22 protein-coding genes are annotated in these 18,177 nt (G+C 39.5%); all 22 read left to right on the top strand.

Annotated features, from left to right (window positions below; translation table 11 throughout):
• The first annotated feature begins 66 nt into the window (after positions 1 to 66).
• Positions 67 to 1,068 carry a type I glyceraldehyde-3-phosphate dehydrogenase gene (gene gap, locus QZ413_RS02095; protein ID WP_297075776.1) on the top strand — a complete coding sequence of 334 codons (1,002 nt, stop codon included), beginning with the start codon at positions 67 to 69 and terminating at the stop codon, positions 1,066 to 1,068.
• Between the two features lie 114 nt (positions 1,069 to 1,182).
• Complete coding sequence (pgk, locus tag QZ413_RS02100) at positions 1,183 to 2,373, top strand: phosphoglycerate kinase (protein WP_297075778.1); 1,191 nt, start codon at positions 1,183 to 1,185, stop codon at positions 2,371 to 2,373.
• A gap of 27 nt (positions 2,374 to 2,400) precedes the next feature.
• A complete protein-coding gene (gene tpiA, locus QZ413_RS02105) occupies positions 2,401 to 3,156 on the top strand; it encodes a triose-phosphate isomerase (RefSeq protein WP_297075781.1) in 756 nt (251 codons plus the stop codon).
• A 111-nt stretch (positions 3,157 to 3,267) separates the two neighbouring features.
• Positions 3,268 to 4,569: a surface-displayed alpha-enolase gene (gene eno, locus QZ413_RS02110; protein ID WP_297075783.1), complete on the top strand. Its 1,302-nt coding sequence runs from the start codon at positions 3,268 to 3,270 to the stop codon at positions 4,567 to 4,569.
• A gap of 171 nt (positions 4,570 to 4,740) precedes the next feature.
• On the top strand, positions 4,741 to 4,908 hold the full coding sequence (locus tag QZ413_RS02115; protein ID WP_297075784.1) for a hypothetical protein: 168 nt from the start codon (positions 4,741 to 4,743) through the stop codon (positions 4,906 to 4,908).
• Between the two features lie 32 nt (positions 4,909 to 4,940).
• Positions 4,941 to 5,210, top strand: a complete 270-nt coding sequence (locus QZ413_RS02120) for a GNAT family N-acetyltransferase (RefSeq protein WP_297075788.1) — start codon at positions 4,941 to 4,943, stop codon at positions 5,208 to 5,210.
• Positions 5,211 to 5,299: 89 nt separating this feature from the next.
• A complete protein-coding gene (secG, locus tag QZ413_RS02125; RefSeq protein ID WP_016185795.1) occupies positions 5,300 to 5,536 on the top strand; it encodes a preprotein translocase subunit SecG in 237 nt (78 codons plus the stop codon).
• A 67-nt stretch (positions 5,537 to 5,603) separates the two neighbouring features.
• Complete coding sequence (locus QZ413_RS02130; protein ID WP_297075795.1) at positions 5,604 to 6,368, top strand: carboxylesterase; 765 nt, start codon at positions 5,604 to 5,606, stop codon at positions 6,366 to 6,368.
• 1 nt (position 6,369) lies between these two features.
• Entirely contained in the window at positions 6,370 to 8,715 is a 2,346-nt protein-coding gene (gene rnr, locus QZ413_RS02135; protein WP_297075800.1) for a ribonuclease R, read from the top strand.
• A 12-nt stretch (positions 8,716 to 8,727) separates the two neighbouring features.
• The gene (gene smpB, locus QZ413_RS02140; RefSeq protein ID WP_297075803.1) at positions 8,728 to 9,186 is read left to right on the top strand and encodes an SsrA-binding protein SmpB; all 459 of its coding nucleotides are present in this window, start codon (positions 8,728 to 8,730) and stop codon (positions 9,184 to 9,186) included.
• Positions 9,187 to 9,454: 268 nt separating this feature from the next.
• The gene (gene atpB, locus QZ413_RS02145) at positions 9,455 to 10,174 is read left to right on the top strand and encodes a F0F1 ATP synthase subunit A (RefSeq protein ID WP_297075806.1); all 720 of its coding nucleotides are present in this window, start codon (positions 9,455 to 9,457) and stop codon (positions 10,172 to 10,174) included.
• Positions 10,175 to 10,197: 23 nt separating this feature from the next.
• Entirely contained in the window at positions 10,198 to 10,413 is a 216-nt protein-coding gene (gene atpE, locus QZ413_RS02150) for an ATP synthase F0 subunit C (protein ID WP_016185790.1), read from the top strand.
• 46 nt (positions 10,414 to 10,459) lie between these two features.
• Entirely contained in the window at positions 10,460 to 10,984 is a 525-nt protein-coding gene (gene atpF, locus QZ413_RS02155; RefSeq protein WP_297075809.1) for a F0F1 ATP synthase subunit B, read from the top strand.
• Positions 10,971 to 11,513, top strand: a complete 543-nt coding sequence (locus tag QZ413_RS02160; RefSeq protein WP_297075812.1) for a F0F1 ATP synthase subunit delta — start codon at positions 10,971 to 10,973, stop codon at positions 11,511 to 11,513. The genes atpF and QZ413_RS02160 overlap by 14 nt, the downstream gene beginning before the upstream one ends.
• A gap of 23 nt (positions 11,514 to 11,536) precedes the next feature.
• Positions 11,537 to 13,054, top strand: coding sequence for a F0F1 ATP synthase subunit alpha (gene atpA, locus QZ413_RS02165; protein WP_297075814.1), 1,518 nt, complete (start codon positions 11,537 to 11,539; stop codon positions 13,052 to 13,054).
• A 24-nt stretch (positions 13,055 to 13,078) separates the two neighbouring features.
• A complete protein-coding gene (locus QZ413_RS02170) occupies positions 13,079 to 13,984 on the top strand; it encodes a F0F1 ATP synthase subunit gamma (RefSeq protein ID WP_297075816.1) in 906 nt (301 codons plus the stop codon).
• Positions 13,985 to 14,009: 25 nt separating this feature from the next.
• Positions 14,010 to 15,416 (top strand): F0F1 ATP synthase subunit beta, encoded by a 1,407-nt coding sequence (gene atpD, locus QZ413_RS02175; RefSeq protein ID WP_297075817.1) that lies wholly within the window; start codon positions 14,010 to 14,012, stop codon positions 15,414 to 15,416.
• A 14-nt stretch (positions 15,417 to 15,430) separates the two neighbouring features.
• Complete coding sequence (locus QZ413_RS02180; RefSeq protein ID WP_297075819.1) at positions 15,431 to 15,853, top strand: F0F1 ATP synthase subunit epsilon; 423 nt, start codon at positions 15,431 to 15,433, stop codon at positions 15,851 to 15,853.
• A gap of 109 nt (positions 15,854 to 15,962) precedes the next feature.
• On the top strand, positions 15,963 to 16,196 hold the full coding sequence (locus tag QZ413_RS02185; protein ID WP_297075821.1) for a DUF1146 family protein: 234 nt from the start codon (positions 15,963 to 15,965) through the stop codon (positions 16,194 to 16,196).
• Positions 16,197 to 16,250: 54 nt separating this feature from the next.
• Positions 16,251 to 17,543: a UDP-N-acetylglucosamine 1-carboxyvinyltransferase gene (gene murA, locus QZ413_RS02190; protein WP_297075824.1), complete on the top strand. Its 1,293-nt coding sequence runs from the start codon at positions 16,251 to 16,253 to the stop codon at positions 17,541 to 17,543.
• A gap of 13 nt (positions 17,544 to 17,556) precedes the next feature.
• Entirely contained in the window at positions 17,557 to 17,733 is a 177-nt protein-coding gene (locus QZ413_RS02195; RefSeq protein ID WP_297075826.1) for a DNA-directed RNA polymerase subunit beta, read from the top strand.
• A gap of 16 nt (positions 17,734 to 17,749) precedes the next feature.
• Positions 17,750 to 18,031, top strand: a complete 282-nt coding sequence (yidD, locus tag QZ413_RS02200) for a membrane protein insertion efficiency factor YidD (RefSeq protein ID WP_297075828.1) — start codon at positions 17,750 to 17,752, stop codon at positions 18,029 to 18,031.
• Positions 18,032 to 18,177 lie beyond the last annotated feature (146 nt).

The following is an 18,177-nucleotide window of genomic DNA, read 5'->3' on the forward strand; positions in this document are numbered from 1 at the left end:
GAGATTTTAAAAGGGGTAACCCTTTAAAATAAATTTTTTATGATTTTCATAAGGAGGAAATCTTAAATGACAGTTAAAGTAGGTATTAATGGATTTGGACGTATCGGACGCTTAGCATTCCGTCGTATCCAAGAGGTTTCAGGAATCGAAGTAGTTGCAATCAATGACTTAACAGATGCTAAAATGTTAGCTCACTTGTTAAAATACGATACAACTCAAGGACGTTTCAACGGAACAGTTGAAGTTCACGAAGATTCTTTCAACGTAAACGGAAAAGAAGTAAAAATCTTAGCTAACCGCAACCCTGAAGAATTACCTTGGGGCGAACTAGGTGTAGACATCGTTTTAGAATGTACTGGTTTCTTTACTTCTAAAGAAAAAGCTGAATTACACTTAAAAGCTGGTGCGAAACGTGTTGTTATCTCTGCTCCTGGTGGAGACGATGTACCAACAATCGTTTACAACGTAAACCACGAAACTTTAACAGGTAAAGAAACAGTTATCTCTGGTGCTTCTTGTACAACTAACTGTTTAGCACCTATGGCTAAAGCGTTAAACGACGATTTTGGTGTTGTTGAAGGATTAATGACAACTATCCATGCTTACACAGGTGACCAAATGACTCTTGATGGACCTCATCCTAAAGGTGACTTCCGTCGTGCACGCGCTGCTGCTGCAAACATCGTTCCTAACTCAACTGGTGCTGCTAAAGCAATCGGCTTAGTAATCCCAGAATTGAACGGAAAATTAGATGGAGCTGCTCAACGTGTACCAGTTGCGACTGGTTCATTAACTGAATTAGTTACTGTACTTGACAAAAAAGTTACAGTTGACGAAGTAAATGCTGCTATGGAAAAAGCTGCGACTGAATCTTTTGGTTACACAACTGATGAAATCGTATCTTCTGATATCGTAGGTATTACTTATGGTTCATTATTTGATGCAACTCAAACTCGTGTAATGACTGTGGGTGATCAACAATTAGTGAAAACTGTTGCTTGGTACGATAACGAAATGTCATACACTGCACAATTAGTACGTACTTTAGAATACTTCGCTAATTTATAAGATTCACTTCTTAGTAGATTCTAATTTGCAAGTTATAAGCGGGGAAGCGACGCGCTTCTCCGCTTTTTTTTAGGAATTTATCCGTTAACTATTATGCGCTAGGAGGCAATTTCAATGGCAAAAATGACAGTTCAAGATTTAGAGTTGAAAGATAAAAAGGTTTTAGTACGTGTGGACTTCAACGTGCCGTTAAAAGACGGTCAAATCACTGACGATACTCGTATCAAAGCAGCATTACCAACAATCCAATACGTGATTGATCATGGTGGAAAAGCGATTTTATTCTCTCATTTAGGACGCGTAAAAACTGAAGAAGATAAAGAAGGTAAATCTTTAGCTCCAGTGGCGACTCGTTTATCTGAATTATTAGGCAAAGATGTTACTTTTGTAGATCAAACACGCGGTGAAAAATTAGAAGCAGCGATCAACGATTTAAAAGACGGCGATGTTTTATTATTTGAAAACACTCGTTTTGAAGATATCGATGGCAAAAAAGAAAGCAAAAATGATCCTGAATTAGGAAAATATTGGGCTTCTTTAGGTGATGTATTTGTCAATGATGCATTCGGTACTGCTCACCGTGCGCATGCGTCAAACGTCGGAATTGCTTCTACAGGTATTCCAACTGCTGCAGGTTTCGTAATGGAAAAAGAAATCAATTTTGTTGGTGGCGTTGTGGAACATCCAGAACATCCAATGGTTGCGATTTTAGGTGGAGCGAAAGTTTCTGATAAAATTGGCGTAATCGAAAACTTAATTGACACTGCAGATAAAATTTTAATCGGTGGTGGAATGACGTATACATTCTACAAAGCTTTAGGATACGAAGTTGGAATGTCTATTTGTGAATTAGACAAAGTGGATCTTGCGAAATCTTTATTAGAAAAAGCAAATGGAAAAATCATTTTACCAGTCGATACAGTATGTGCCGATGACTTTTCAAATGATGCACACATTGAAATTCACGAAAAAAATATCCCTGCTAACCTTGAAGGATTAGATATCGGACCAAAAACAGTGAAATTATTTACTGAAGAATTACAAGGTGCGAAAACAGTAATCTGGAACGGACCAATGGGAGTATTTGAATTATCTAAATTTGCTGAAGGTACGATCGGCGTATGTAAAGCAATTGCGGAATTAAAAGACGCAACAACAATCATCGGTGGTGGTGATTCTGCAGCAGCTGCGGAACAATTAGGTTTTGCAGATAAATTTACTCACATCTCTACAGGTGGTGGAGCAAGTTTAGAATTGCTTGAAGGAAAAACATTACCAGGATTAGCAGCAATCAACGACAAATAAGTCGAGATCATTAAAGGAGAGTTATCTATGCGTAAACCAATCATTGCCGGAAACTGGAAAATGAACAAAACAGCTTCTGAAGCAAAAGCTTTTGCTGAAGCGGTAAAAAATGCCATTCCATCAAACGATGCAGTGGATTCTGTAATCGGAGCACCTGCATTATTCTTAGAAACTTTAGTGACTGAAGCTAAAGGAACAGAATTAAAAATTGCAGCTCAAAACTGCTACTGGGAAAACGAAGGAGCATTCACTGGTGAAACTTCACCTGCAGCTCTTGCTGACCTAGGCGTAGATTATGTGATTATCGGACATTCTGAACGTCGTGAGTATTTCCACGAAACAGATCAAGAAATCAACAAAAAAGCAAAAGCGATTTTTGCAAACAACATGACACCAATCCTTTGCTGTGGTGAGTCTTTAGAAACGTATGAAGCAAACCAAACAGCAGAATGGATCGAAACGCAAATCACTGCTGGTTTAGAAGGCTTAACAGCTGAACAAGTTAGCGCAATGGTGATCGCTTACGAACCAATCTGGGCAATCGGAACTGGTAAATCAGCCGATGCAACAATTGCAGATACAATCTGTGGCGTTGTGCGTCAAACCGTTGAAAAATTATATGGTAAAGAAGTTTCTGAAGCGGTACGTATCCAATACGGCGGTTCTGTGAAACCTGAAAACATTGCGGAATACATGGCAAAAGAAAACGTTGATGGCGCATTAGTCGGTGGCGCAAGCTTACAAGCTGATTCTTTCTTAGCATTATTAGATGCAGTGAAATAATTCGCTTTCATTTTCAGTTTTTATTTGCAGTATGAGCAAAAGTTCATTACAATAGAAGAGTATTAAAGGGAATCCCCTTATTAATTACACAACTCAAAGGAGAGACAAAACATGTCAATTATTACTGATGTTTACGCACGCGAAGTCTTAGACTCACGCGGTAACCCAACAATCGAAGTAGAAGTATACACTGAATCAGGCGCTTTCGGACGCGGAATGGTTCCTTCAGGAGCTTCAACTGGTGAGCACGAAGCAGTTGAATTACGTGACGGCGACAAAGCTCGTTACGGCGGAAAAGGTGTTACAAAAGCAGTAGATAACGTAAACAACGTGATTGCTGAAGCTATCATTGGTTATGATGTACGTGACCAAATGGCTATCGATAAAGCAATGATCGCTTTAGACGGTACTCCAAACAAAGGTAAATTAGGCGCAAACGCTATTCTTGGTGTTTCTATCGCTGTTGCTCGTGCAGCTGCTGATTACTTAGAAGTGCCTTTATACCACTACTTAGGCGGATTCAACACTAAATTATTACCAACTCCAATGATGAACATCATCAATGGTGGATCTCACTCAGATGCTCCAATCGCATTCCAAGAGTTCATGATCTTACCAGTTGGCGCACCAACATTCAAAGAAGCTTTACGTTGGGGTACTGAAGTATTCCACGCATTAAAAGCAATCTTACACGACCGTGGTTTAGAAACTTCTGTAGGTGACGAAGGTGGATTTGCTCCACGTTTTGAAGGAACAGAAGACGGCGTAGAAACAATCTTAGCTGCAATCAAAGCTGCTGGTTTAGAACCAGGTAAAGATGTATACCTAGGGTTTGACTGTGCATCTTCAGAATTCTACGAAGACGGCGTATACAACTATGCTAAATTCGAAGGTGAAACTGGTGCGAAACGTACTGCTGCTGAGCAAGTAGATTACCTAGAAGAATTAGTAAACAAATACCCAATCATCACTATCGAAGACGGTATGGATGAAAATGACTGGGATGGATGGAAACTATTAACTGAACGTTTAGGCGACAAAGTTCAATTAGTAGGTGACGATTTATTCGTTACAAACACTGAAATCTTATCTAAAGGGATTGCTCAAGGAATTGGGAACTCAATCTTAATCAAAGTGAACCAAATCGGTACGTTAACTGAAACATTTGAAGCAATCGAAATGGCTAAAGAAGCTGGATACACTGCAGTAGTATCTCACCGTTCTGGTGAAACAGAAGATTCTACAATCTCTGATATCGCTGTTGCAACAAACGCTGGCCAAATCAAAACTGGTTCTTTATCACGTACTGACCGTATTGCAAAATACAACCAATTATTACGTATCGAAGACCAATTAGGTGAAGTTGCGGAGTACAAAGGCTTACAAGCTTTCTACAACTTAAAAAACAAATAAGCATTAATATAATGTGAATTGGAGCGCTAGATCTTGTTTTGACAAGGTTTAGCGCTTTTTTTGATGAAATTTTGAGAAATTCATTTCATGACTAGCGTTATACTTTCCAAAAAAAAGCAGACGTACTACTATAATGTATAAGAAACAAACATTATGTTGGGGGCGGACTTTATGATGATTGGAATTGGAGATACAGTAGCATGCAATAATATTCAAGGTGAAGAAATTACAGGAATTATTATTAAATTTAATGAACGAACAGCCATTGTTACGTGTGAGGTGTATTCGCACCTAGTCAGACTTTCTGTACTAGAAGAACTTGGTTATCAATGGCAATAGTAACAATAGTGAACATCAAGGAGGAAAAGTAAATGGAATTTGTAAATGAAGCAAATCGCATCGTTATTGTTGAAGGAAAACAAGAAATCGGTGAAATTACTTGGGCTAAAGAGGATGGTGCCATGGTCATCAACCATACTGGTGTAGACACAGCACATCAAGGAAAAGGATTAGCAGCCCAATTAGTCGACCGTGCAGTCGACTTTGCCCGTAGTGAAGGCATTAAGATCGTACCGATTTGCCCGTATGTGAAAGCGAAATTCGAAAAAGATGAAAAGTATCAAGATGTTTGGAAAAGATAAAACTTTCATTTGATATTAGTGGAAACTTGGCCTTAAGTATGATAGAGTAACTTTGAGAGACTTTTGATTGAAGAGGAGGCAAGTTTTACATGTATGATTTTCTTTTAGCGGTAGTCATTATTTTATCATTCGTTATCGTGATCACAATTATGATGCAACCAAGTAAACAAAATAGCGCAGCAAGTGCCTTTACAGGTGGTGCTGACCAACTGTTTGGGAAACAAAAGGCCCGCGGATTTGAAGCCGTGATGCAACGTTCAACAGCCATCTTAGGAGCTGTATGGATTATCTTACTATTTCTTTTGTCATTTTTATCATCAAAATAGTAACTTTGCCTCTCAGAAATGGGAGGTTTTTTTTCTAGATTTAGGAAGTTAAAGGAGTTTAATAAAAGTGAAGAAGAAATTTGTTACACCAAAGCCAATATTTAGCGAGCAAAGTAAGAAAGCGGTCATCTTGTTTCATGCCTATTCAGGAAGTCCAAATGATGTCCGAATGCTTGCCCGTAAATTAGAACAAGAACACTATACCGTATACACACCAATGTTTACAGGACATGGAACGGTTGATCCACATGATATTTTAGCTGCCCGTCCTAATCAATGGTTTGAAGAAGCAAAAGCTGCTGTTACGTTACTAGTGGATAAAGGGTATGATCAAATCGCCGTCTTTGGATTATCATTGGGCGGTATGTATGCCATGCGATTATTAGAACAACAGATTCCACAAATCATTGGGGGAGGCTCATTTTGTTCGCCGATCACACCAGTAGAAACAAATGTCCCAACTAGCTTTTTATGGTATGCAAATATGGTATTAGATACATTTACTGACTTAAGTCCAGATGAAAAGGCACGTGAACTAGAAACGGTACCGAAAAAAGTAGCTACACAATTAGCTGGAATTCAAGAACATAGTCAAATGACGTATGATGAATTAGCAAAGATTACGCAGCCGATTTTATTTGTCCAAGCAGCGCAAGATGAAATGATTCCTGCTGAATCAGTATTCAATACGATTCAACAGGTCAAAGATAAAAAATTTACATTAAACTGGTACCCAAACAGCGGACATGTTGTTACGGTAGGACCAGAAAGAAAGCAGTTTGAACAAGATGTTGTGGCATTTTTACAAACACTTTCTTGGAATGAGGAGTAGTATGAAACAAACAATTAAAGAAAATATTTTAGCGTATCTTACGCAACAAGAGAAAAAAAGTATCACGATGGAAGCTTTAGCAAAAGGGTTAGGTTTAGAAAAAAGTGCAGAATTTAAAACACTAGTGCAAACGATCGCTGTAATGGAGCGTGAAGGGTCGATTATGCTTAATAAAAAAGGCAATATCCAATTGCCACAACCGCTCTTTTTAGTGGAAGGGACATTTCGTGGCAACGAACGTGGTTTTGGTTTTGTGAGTATCTCAGAGGATGAAGCAGATGTATACATTCCGCAAGAAGCAACGGGATATGCGATGGATGGCGACATAGTGGCGATCGATATCACAAAGGTAGCGCAACCAGGTAGTGACAAGGGAGCAGAAGGCAAAGTTGTCGAGATTCGTGAGCGCGCGGCTCAAGAAGTGGTAGGCGAATTTCATTTATTTGACGAAGCAGAAATCAAAGATACCGATCTCTATGGTTACGTGACGCCTAAAGATAAAAAGATTAATGGTGTCAAAGTATTTGTATCCGCAGAAGGGATAAGACCGGTAGATGGTGCTATCGTGAAAGTAACTTTGACACATTATCCTGAAAAAGGATATGCCAAAAGTGCAGAAGGACTTGTGATTCAAACACTAGGTCATAAAAATGATCCAGGAATGGATATTGTATCTGTAATCGCAGCACATGGGATCCCAATGGCATTTCCAGATGATGTGATCGCGCAAGCTGATGCAGTGAGTGATACGATTGATCCTAATGATTTTAAAGATCGTCGAGACTTAAGAGATCAATTGTTAGTCACGATTGATGGGGAAGATGCAAAAGACTTGGACGATGCGGTCACTGTCAAAAAGTTGGCGAACGGGCACTATTTTTTAGGAGTTCATATTGCCGATGTATCCTATTATGTGACGGAACAATCGCCACTAGATCGTGAAGCATTTGAGCGTGGAACAAGTGTCTACTTGACCGATCGTGTGATTCCGATGTTACCACAACGCTTATCTAATGGGATTTGTTCACTAAATCCTCGCGTACCACGTTTAGCGATGAGTTGTGAAATGGAGATCGATGCACAAGGTTCGATTATAAAATACGATATTTTCCCAAGCATCATTCAAACAACAGAACGTATGACTTATACGGCAATCAATCAAATTATTGAAGAACAAGATCAAGAAACACGTCAGCGCTATGAAAAACTAGTTCCAATGTTTGAAGAGATGGCAGATTTACATGCGTTATTGGATACGATGCGCCAAAATAGAGGAGCGGTTTCGTTTGAAGATCGTGAGGCTCAAGTTGTTGTAGATGAAAATGGGCATCCTTTAGACATTCGTGTGCGTACACGTGGTGTCGGTGAGAAAATGATCGAATCCTTTATGTTGGCTGCGAATGAAACAGTCGCAAAACATTTTGCTACTCAGCAGTTGCCATTTATTTATCGAATCCATGAAGATCCAAAAGAAGAAAAATTAAAACGATTCTTTGATTTTGCAGCAGCGTTAGGAATTTTGGTGAAGCAAACAAATGGATCGATTACGCCAAAAGCATTACAAACTGTTTTAAAAGAAGTTGAAGGGCGCCCAGAAGCACCAGTTATCAGTACAGTATTGTTAAGAAGCATGCAACAAGCAAAATACGCAGAAGAAAATCTAGGACATTACGGCTTAGCTGCGGATTATTATACACACTTTACTTCTCCGATCCGTCGTTATCCTGATTTGATCGTACATCGTTTGATCCGTACGTATCTAGCAGATCGCAGCGAAAAAACGCAAAAAAAATGGGAAGAACAATTGCCAGATATCGCTTTACACAGTTCACAAATGGAACGTCGAGCAGTCGAAACAGAACGTGAAGTCGATGCGCTGAAGAAAGCCGAATTTATGGCCGATCATGTTGGCGAAGAATTTGAAGGAATCATTGGCTCCGTCGTTAAATTTGGATTCTTTGTTGAATTACCGAATACAGTTGAAGGATTGATCCATATCAATGCTTTAAAAGACGATTATTATCATTTTGTGGAAACACATCTCGCTTTAGTTGGTGAACGTACAGGTCGAACATTTAAAATCGGTCAAAAAGTCTTGATCCGCGTAACCAAGTCTGACCCAGAAACGCGTGAGATTGATTTTGAACTCCTTTCTTCAGAGGAAGTCGAAACGTTACCGATTGAGAGTGGATCACGTCAAAAGAGAAAAGCTTCTTCTGCCGTTAAAGAAAAGGTGCAACGCGCGGGAGGAAAAAATGGATTTAAAGAAAAGAAAATGTCGAAAAAAGGAAAGAAAAAACCGTTTTATAAAGGTGTAAAGAAAAAGAAAGGTCCTAAAAAAAAGTAAAGGAGTAGCTCTATGCCAAAAGGAGAAGGCCGTTTAATTGCTCAAAATAAAAAAGCACGGCATGATTATAGCATTTTAGATACGATGGAAGCGGGTATCGTCTTGCAAGGAACCGAGATCAAATCGATTCGCAATAGTCGAATCAATTTAAAAGATGGATTTGTACGTGTACGAAATGGGGAAGCCTTTTTGTACAACGTGCATATCAGTCCTTATGAACAAGGGAATTTATTCAACCATGATCCTTTACGTACTCGAAAATTGCTTTTGCATAAAAAACAAATCCAAAAGTTGTTTGGTGAAACCAAAAATGCCGGAATCACCGTAGTCCCTTTAAAAGTCTATATCAAAGACGGGTATGCGAAAGTTTTGATTGGGATTGCCAAAGGAAAACGCGAGTATGATAAACGCGAAACATTAAAACGCAAAGACCAAGATCGTCAAATTAGTCGAGCGTTGAAAAATTATTAAAAAAATTGACGAAAATCAATAAAACTTGCTTTGAATTTACTGTCGATTCTGATAGCATTAGACATAAGCAAGTATGACAAAAACGGTATGATGTCGCTTACAAATGTAATGAAGCTCGTTTTTTTTCAAATTCACGATTTTGTTTGAAAAAATGAAGAAAACACTTTGAATTTTTGCATTAGTGGTGGTATGATACCGTTGTTGTTTAGAATGATTGAAAAATCACAAAATCATTTTTGGGGTTTTGGTTGAAAAGAGGTGAGCTGTTTTGGAAGAACAATCTCTATTGTTTCATATTGGGCCGATTTGGTTTGATGGGACTGTGCTATTGATGACATTATTGTCGTGTTTAATTGTCTTTTTGATTGTGTTCGTCTGCACAAGGAACTTGAAATTGAAGCCTACTGGTAAACAAAACTTTATTGAATGGGTCATTGATTTTGTTCGTAAAGTCGTGGCAGATAATTTGCCAAGCAAAGAAGTGAAATCGTATCACTTAATCGCGGTTACGTTGTTTTTATTTGTATTTGTAGCCAATGAGATTGGACTAGTGACACGGATCATTTTAAGAAATGAACTCACGTTATGGAAATCACCAACTGCTAATCCTGCAGTTACATTGACGCTAGCGTTAATGGTGATCGCGATGACGCATTTCTTTGGAGTGAAGCAATTTGGGTTTAAGGGATATCTAGTAAATTCGTATTTAAAACCGGTTGGATTCTTGCTGCCAATCAAATTGATCGAAGAATTTACCAATATTATTACCTTGGGTCTACGGTTATATGGAAATATTTTCGCAGGAGAAGTGCTATTAGGCTTGCTTGCGAATATGTTCATTAGCTTAGGATGGTGGTCGTTACCGATCGCATTACCATTAGAAATGATCTGGATCGCCTTTTCATTATTTATTGGAGCAATCCAAGCTTATGTTTTTGTTACACTATCAATGGTTTATCTCAGTCACAAAATCGAAGCAGAACATTAAAACACACTTAGGAGGAAATACACATGAATTTTATCGCAGCGGGTTTAATCATTATTGGAGCAGCTATCGGAGCTGGAGTAGGTAATGGGATGGTAATTTCAAAAACAATCGAATCAATGGCACGTCAACCAGAAATGTCAGGTCAATTGCGTTCAACAATGTTTATCGGAGTTGGTTTAGTTGAAGCGGTGCCGATTTTAGGGGTCGTAATTGCCTTTATTTTAGTTTTTGGTCAATAAAAAATAGCCTAAACTAAAACGAGAAACGACGAAAGGAAGTTGCGCGATGCTTAATCAATTGGTAGTAGCAGAAGTCCAAAACACGACTTGGGGCAATATTATTGTCGTAAGTGGCGCGATGTTGATTTTGCTCTTGTTGCTAAAACACTTTGCTTGGGGTTCAGTAAGTGAAATGTTGAAACAACGTGAAGACAAAATCGCAAATGATATCGACTCTGCAGAACAATCAAGACTAAAAGCCGCTGCTCTAGAACAAGAACGGGAAGCTCAGTTGTTGAACTCTCGTGCTGAAGCAGCGACGATCATTCAACAAGCAAAAGACAATGGAGAGATGACTCGCCAAACGATTGTAGAAGATGCAAAAGACGAAGCATCTCGTTTGAAAACAAAAGCGCAATCGGATATCGCCATTGAAAAAGATGCAGCGTATCAAGCCGTTAAAGAGGATGTCGCAGCGATTTCATTGCAAATTGCTGAACAAATCTTACGCAAAGAACTCACTAAAGATGCGCATGAAGCATTGATTGAAACATACATTGATACATTAGGATCTACAAATGAAACTCGATAAAGCTACAGTTGGTAAACGCTATGCTAAGGCACTTTTTGAATTGGCGACAGAAGTGCATCAAGAACAAGCGGTTTATGAACAATTACTCGTACTGCGTCAAGTGTTCACTGAAGTTACTGATCTTGGAGAGATTTTAAGTGATGTCCGTTTAGAAATGACTGAGAAACAAGCCATTTTAAGCGCATTGACACCCTCATTTGATCCATTGATCCAAAACTTTTTAGCGGTTGTATTTGAATACAATCGGATGGATGATCTCTTATTGATTATCAAAGAATATGAACGACGCTTTGACGATAAACAAGGATTGATTATTGGTACAGTCACAACCGCCGTTGAATTGACAGCCCAACAAAAATCCGCGATCGAAGCGCAAGTTGCGCCTTTATTAGGATATCAAAAGGCTCAACTTACAGAAAAACTTGATCCATCGATTATTGGTGGTGTTGTGGTTGAAGCCAATCATCAAGTTGTGGACGGTAGTGTAAAGAGTCGCTTAGAAGAATTACGAATGAGATTATCAGAGTAGATAATTGATGAGAGGTGAACTAAATGTCGATTAAAGCAGAAGAAATTAGTGCCTTGATTAAAGAACAAATCAAAAATTATCATCATGAACTTTCCGTTGAAGAAGTAGGAACGGTAACGTATGTCGGAGATGGAATCGCACGTGCGCATGGATTGGAAAATGCTATGAGCGGTGAATTACTAGAGTTTGCGAATGGTTCATTTGGTATGGCACAAAATTTAGAGTCAAATGATGTCGGAATTATCATTTTAGGTGATTTCGAATCGATTCGAGAAGGCGATAAAGTAAAACGTACTGGAAAAATCATGGAAGTACCAGTAGGAGACGCTTTGATTGGTCGTGTCGTCAATTCATTAGGACAACCAATTGACGGTTTAGGTGATATTAAAACTACGCGTACACGTCCAGTTGAGGCGGCAGCTCCTGGTGTTATGCAACGTAAATCTGTAGATGAACCGATGCAAACTGGATTAAAAGCCATCGATGCATTAGTACCGATCGGTCGTGGTCAACGTGAACTTGTTATCGGTGACCGTAAAACTGGGAAAACCTCGATTGCGATCGATGCGATCATCAATCAAAAAGGTCAGGATATGATTTGTATCTACGTAGCTATCGGACAAAAAGATTCAACGGTGCGTGCACAAGTTGAAACGTTGCGACGTTACGGCGCATTAGACTATACAATCGTTGTATCAGCCGGAGCTTCACAACCAGCACCAATGCTCTACATCGCACCATATGCCGGAGCTGCAATGGGTGAAGAATTTATGTATAACGGCAAGCATGTGTTGATCGTATATGATGATTTATCTAAACAAGCGGTCGCATACCGTGAATTGTCTTTACTATTAAGACGTCCTCCAGGTCGTGAGGCTTATCCAGGTGATGTGTTCTACTTGCATTCTCGTTTATTAGAACGTGCTGCAAAATTGAGTGACGAACTTGGTGGTGGGTCGATGACGGCCTTGCCGTTTGTTGAAACGCAAGCTGGTGATATCTCAGCTTATATCCCAACGAACGTCATTTCGATTACAGATGGTCAGATCTTTTTAGAAAGTGATTTATTCTATTCAGGGATCCGTCCTGCAGTAGCTGCTGGACTTTCTGTATCTCGTGTAGGTGGTTCAGCTCAAATTAAGGCCATGAAAAAAGTAGCCGGTACTTTGCGTCTAGACCTAGCGAGTTATCGTGAATTAGAAGCATTTACACAATTTGGTTCTGACTTGGATGCAGCGACACAAGCAAAATTAAATCGTGGACGACGTACTGTCGAAATTTTAAAACAAAAATTACATGAGCCGTTACCAGTTGAAAAACAAGTAGTGATCTTATATGCCTTAACGCACGGATTTATCGATAGTATTCCGGTGGAAGAAATCTTACATTTTGAATCGCAATTGTTTGACTACATTCAAAATAATGCACCAGAAATCTTTGAAACGATTCGCACTACAAAAGATTTACCTGAAGAAAAAATTCTTGATCAAGCAATCAATGGCTGCAAAGAATTATTCCTTGCATCATTAACGAAAGCGTAACAAGCAAAGAAGAGGTGAATAAGGATGGGTGCGTCTTTAAATGAAATTAAACAACGAATCGCTTCAACGAAAAAAACGAGCCAAATTACCAATGCGATGCAAATGGTCTCTGCGGCGAAGTTAACCAAGTCAGAAGCACATTCGAGAAAATTTCAAATCTATGCATCAAAAGTAAGAGAGATCGTAACCCACTTAGCAGCACAACAGTTGACTGACTTAGCAACTGTTCCTGCTTCTTCTGTGGGCATCAATTACGGCAGTATGCTAATCAGCCGTCCAGTAAAAAAGACTGGGTATATCGTGATCACTTCAGATGGCGGATTAGTAGGTGGCTACAATAGTTCGATATTAAAACAAATGCTGACGATGATCAATGAAGACCATACATCACCAGATGAGTACGTTATGATCTCCATCGGGGCTACAGGTGCTGACTTTTTCAAGACACGAGGCATTACATTAGCTTATGAACTGCGTAATCTATCTGATCAGCCAAGTTTTGAAGAAGTTCGAAAAATCGTCAATACGGCGACATCGATGTATCAAAGTGGCGTATTTGATGAGTTATATGTATGTTATAACCATCATATCAATTCGTTGACGAGCCAATTTCGGGTGGAAAAAATGTTGCCGATCGTCGATCTTGATCCTAGTGAAGCGAAAACGTACGAACAAGAGTATATTTTTGAACCGTCACGTGAAGAGATCTTGGCGCAACTATTGCCACAATATGCAGAAAGCCTAATCTATGGTGCCATCGTGGATGCGAAAACAGCAGAACATGCTGCTGGGATGACTGCGATGAAAACTGCTACAGATAATGCGAAAAATATTATTGATGATTTAACGATCTCATACAATCGAGCACGTCAAGGTGCCATTACACAAGAAATTACCGAAATTGTTGGTGGTGCAGCTGCGCTCGAATGATTTTTGAGTGAATGGAGGAGAATAAATGAGTTCAGGCAAAATTGTTCAAGTTATCGGACCAGTTGTTGACGTAGAGTTTTCATTAGATCACTCACTACCAGATATCAACAATGCATTGGTTGTTTATAAAAATGATGCGAATAAAACAAAAGTCGTTTTAGAAGCAGCATTAGAATTAGGCGATGGAATTATTCGTGCAATTGCAATGGAATCAACAGATGGATTGCAACGTGGGATGGAAGTTGTCGATATGGGCGAATCGATTTCTGTACCTGTAGGAACGGAAACGCTAGGTCGTGTATTCAACGTGTTGGGAGATACAATCGATTTAGAAACTCCTTTTCCTAAAGATGCACCGCGTAGTGGAATCCACAAAAAAGCGCCTAATTTTGATGAATTGAGTACAAGTACTGAGATCTTAGAAACTGGGATCAAGGTAATCGATTTACTAGCGCCTTATCTTAAAGGTGGGAAAGTTGGATTATTCGGTGGAGCCGGTGTAGGAAAAACGGTCTTGATTCAAGAGTTGATCCACAATATCGCACAAGAGCATGGTGGGATTTCCGTCTTCACAGGGGTAGGCGAACGAACACGTGAAGGAAATGACTTATATTATGAAATGAAAGACTCAGGTGTTATCGAAAAAACAGCCATGGTATTTGGTCAAATGAATGAACCGCCTGGTGCACGGATGCGTGTTGCCTTAACAGGATTAACGATTGCCGAGTATTTCCGCGATGTTGAAGGACAAGATGTGTTGTTGTTTATCGACAATATTTTCCGCTTTACTCAAGCAGGTTCTGAAGTATCAGCGTTATTAGGTCGTATGCCTTCAGCAGTAGGGTATCAGCCAACATTGGCTACAGAAATGGGTCAATTGCAAGAACGGATCACATCGACGAAAAAAGGATCGATCACATCGATCCAAGCAATCTATGTACCTGCCGATGACTATACTGACCCGGCTCCTGCAACAGCTTTCGCCCATTTAGATGCGACAACGAACTTAGAACGTAAGTTGACAGAACAAGGGATTTATCCCGCAGTTGATCCATTAGCGTCTTCTTCTAGTGCATTAGCACCGGAAATCGTTGGTGAAGAGCATTATCATATTGCAACTGAAGTGCAACACACCTTGCAACGTTACCGGGAATTGCAAGATATCATTGCTATTTTAGGGATGGATGAGCTATCTGAAGATGAAAAAGTCTTGGTTGCGCGTGCACGTAGAATCCAATTCTTCTTATCGCAAAACTTCCACGTAGCGGAACAATTTACGGGCCAACCAGGGTCTTATGTTCCGGTTCAAGAAACGATCAATGGCTTTAAAGGAATCCTTGACGGGAAGTACGATGATCTTCCTGAAGAAGCTTTCCGTAGTGTTGGACGGATCGAAGAAGTTGTAGAAAAAGCGAAAACGCTAGGCTATTAAAGGAGAGGTGTCTCATGGAACAACAATTAACGGTCAATGTCGTTACACCAAATGGGATTGTCTATGATCACCATGCTACAATGGTCGTCGCGAAAACGATCAGCGGTGAACTAGGGATCCTACCACGCCATGCACCGATTATTGCTCCTTTAATGATCGATGAAGTGAAAGTAAGACGTGTGGACTCGGATACGCATGTGGATTGGATCGCGGTCAACGGTGGGATTTTAGAAATGCGTGATAATCTAGTATCGATCGTAGCGGATAGCGCCGAGCGTGAACGCGATATCGATGTTTCACGTGCTGAACGTGCGAAAATGCGTGCAGAACGTTTGATCGAAGAAGCAAAGCAGCGTGAAGATATCGATGAAGTAAGACGCGCAACGGTCGCGCTTCATCGTGCCGTCAATCGAATCAATGTATCTAAACACCAGTAAGAGTCTCCAAAATGGAGGCTCTTTCTTTTTTCAAGCATAATTTATTTTTTTACCCTTCGTTTTGTGATATTATGGACTCATGAGTTTTTTGTTAAAGGAGCAATGAAAGATGCAAGTTTATGGAGTCGATATTATCATTCGTTTTTGTAGTCATTTGACGTTTATTTATCTTGCCTTTTGGAGTTTGCAAGCCTTACGTTTTGAGACATTATTTCAAAAACAAAAAACCACTCAACTTAAAATTTTGCTATTACTTATGGCAATCGGCTTAGGGTATTTAGCAAGCCAATTCTTTTTAGAAATAATCATCTTAAGTAAAAATTTAGTCACAGTCGGTTTTTAAAAAATAGGAAAAAGAATCAAAGCTATGTTTTTGATTCCTTTGGAGGGAACAACTATGGAAGAAATCATCGTTAAAGGTGGTCAACAATTAAAGGGAACGGTAAAAATTGAAGGTGCAAAAAATGCCGTTTTACCCATTTTAGCAGCAACGTTATTAGCAGAAGAAGGGATTACAACTTTACATAATGTACCGATTTTATCCGATGTATTTACAATGAATGAAGTGATTCGCCAGTTAAATACTAGTGTAACGTTCAATCAAGAGCAAAATGAAGTGATCATCGATGCAACAAAAGAATTACATATCGAAGCTCCATATGAATATGTGAGCCAAATGCGCGCATCAATTGTTGTGATGGGTCCTCTTTTAGCGCGTAACGGTCATGCAAAAGTGGCGATGCCAGGGGGGTGTGCGATTGGAAAACGCCCTATCGATTTACATTTAAAAGGATTCCAAGCACTAGGAGCAAAAATCATCCAAAAAGATGGGTATATCGAAGCGATTGCAGATGAATTGACTGGAGCAGAGATCTACTTAGATTTTCCAAGTGTTGGGGCAACACAAAACATTATGATGGCTGCTGTCAAAGCAAAAGGAACTACTATCATCAGCAATGTCGCGCGCGAACCTGAGATTGTGGATCTAGCGAATATTTTAAATAAAATGGGCGCAAAAATCTATGGTGTTGGAACAGAAACAATGCGAATCGAAGGTGTAACAGCATTACACGCAGTCAAACATGCAATCGTTCAAGATCGTATCGAGGCTGGAACCTTTATGGTAGCCGCTGCGATGACACAAGGAGATGTATTGATCGAAGATGCGATCGCTGAACATAACCGTCCATTACTATCAAAATTGAGTGAAATGGGTGCAAAAGTAATCGAGACTGAAGAAGGAATCCGTATCGTTGGACCTAAAACATTAAACGCTACGACAGTTAAAACGATGCCACATCCAGGTTTCCCTACAGACATGCAAGCACAAATGACTGCTATCCAAGCAGTAGCAAACGGTCGTAGTGTAGTGACGGAGACAGTATTTGAAAATCGTTTCCAACATTTAGAAGAAATGCGCCGTATGAATTTAGATGTGAAAATCGACGGTAATGTTGCCTTGATCGAAGGTACTGCAGACTTGCAAGGGGCAATCGTAAACGCAACAGATTTGCGTGCCGCTGCTGCTTTGATCTTAGTAGGTTTACGTGCCAATGGAATCACTCGTGTGCGTAATTTGAAATATCTAGATCGTGGCTATTATGAGTTCCATAAAAAGCTACAAGGATTAGGTGCAGACGTTGAACGAGTTTCAGATACTAACGCAGTAAACGCTACAGTAAACGCTTAGGAGTGTGAATCCATTGAGAACGACACAACCAGTTTTATTGGCTTTATTCAAAGTGTTGATCGTGATGATCATCGCCTTTTTACTTTTTTTCATCGGGCTGATGATCGGCTATGGTGTGTTTGGTGACGGGTCGCCATTTGGTGTGTTTAGCGATAAGTTATGGCAACATATTTTTACGTTTTTTATTTAACAAAGAAGGTAAATACATGAAAAAAGCATTGATTACGCTTGTAAGAGGGTATCAAAAAGGGATTTCTCCTTTATTTCCACCGAGTTGTCGTTATTATCCTACGTGTTCTAGCTACATGATCAAAGCAATTGAAGTCCACGGAGCAATCAAAGGTGTTGCGATGGGAAGCGCTCGAATTGCGCGTTGCCATCCATTTGTCCAAGGTGGACTAGATTATGTGCCAGAACAGTTTTCGCTAGGACGCAATAGAGTAGATAAAGTGGAACCAAAATACGAAAATAAAGAAGGAAACGAGTAATATCGTTTCCTTCTTTTTTGTTATTTTATTATCTTTGCCAAATAGTGACAGAATAAAGAAAATATTCTGAAAATTCGTTGACTTTCGTTTTAATTTTCGGTATATTATGAATCATATTCAAACGGAAAATAAGGGAGGAACATCTA

Origin of the sequence: uncultured Enterococcus sp. (assembly GCF_913775425.1) — a bacterium.
Taxonomy (GTDB): domain Bacteria; phylum Bacillota; class Bacilli; order Lactobacillales; family Enterococcaceae; genus Enterococcus_G.

Bases quoted from the DNA above. Each gene is read 5' to 3' on its own strand.
- gap (WP_297075776.1), top strand. From the start codon at position 67: ATGACAGTTAAAGTAGGTATTAATGGATTTGGACGTATCGGACGCTTA.
- QZ413_RS02115 (WP_297075784.1), top strand. From the start codon at position 4,741: ATGATGATTGGAATTGGAGATACAGTAGCATGCAATAATATTCAAGGT.
- pgk (WP_297075778.1), top strand. From the start codon at position 1,183: ATGGCAAAAATGACAGTTCAAGATTTAGAGTTGAAAGATAAAAAGGTT.
- secG (WP_016185795.1), top strand. From the start codon at position 5,300: ATGTATGATTTTCTTTTAGCGGTAGTCATTATTTTATCATTCGTTATC.
- murA (WP_297075824.1), top strand. From the start codon at position 16,251: ATGGAAGAAATCATCGTTAAAGGTGGTCAACAATTAAAGGGAACGGTA.
- QZ413_RS02170 (WP_297075816.1), top strand. From the start codon at position 13,079: ATGGGTGCGTCTTTAAATGAAATTAAACAACGAATCGCTTCAACGAAA.
- atpA (WP_297075814.1), top strand. From the start codon at position 11,537: ATGTCGATTAAAGCAGAAGAAATTAGTGCCTTGATTAAAGAACAAATC.
- QZ413_RS02120 (WP_297075788.1), top strand. From the start codon at position 4,941: ATGGAATTTGTAAATGAAGCAAATCGCATCGTTATTGTTGAAGGAAAA.
- rnr (WP_297075800.1), top strand. From the start codon at position 6,370: ATGAAACAAACAATTAAAGAAAATATTTTAGCGTATCTTACGCAACAA.
- smpB (WP_297075803.1), top strand. From the start codon at position 8,728: ATGCCAAAAGGAGAAGGCCGTTTAATTGCTCAAAATAAAAAAGCACGG.
- QZ413_RS02180 (WP_297075819.1), top strand. From the start codon at position 15,431: ATGGAACAACAATTAACGGTCAATGTCGTTACACCAAATGGGATTGTC.
- QZ413_RS02160 (WP_297075812.1), top strand. From the start codon at position 10,971: ATGAAACTCGATAAAGCTACAGTTGGTAAACGCTATGCTAAGGCACTT.
- eno (WP_297075783.1), top strand. From the start codon at position 3,268: ATGTCAATTATTACTGATGTTTACGCACGCGAAGTCTTAGACTCACGC.
- tpiA (WP_297075781.1), top strand. From the start codon at position 2,401: ATGCGTAAACCAATCATTGCCGGAAACTGGAAAATGAACAAAACAGCT.
- atpE (WP_016185790.1), top strand. From the start codon at position 10,198: ATGAATTTTATCGCAGCGGGTTTAATCATTATTGGAGCAGCTATCGGA.
- QZ413_RS02185 (WP_297075821.1), top strand. From the start codon at position 15,963: ATGCAAGTTTATGGAGTCGATATTATCATTCGTTTTTGTAGTCATTTG.
- atpF (WP_297075809.1), top strand. From the start codon at position 10,460: ATGCTTAATCAATTGGTAGTAGCAGAAGTCCAAAACACGACTTGGGGC.
- yidD (WP_297075828.1), top strand. From the start codon at position 17,750: ATGAAAAAAGCATTGATTACGCTTGTAAGAGGGTATCAAAAAGGGATT.
- atpD (WP_297075817.1), top strand. From the start codon at position 14,010: ATGAGTTCAGGCAAAATTGTTCAAGTTATCGGACCAGTTGTTGACGTA.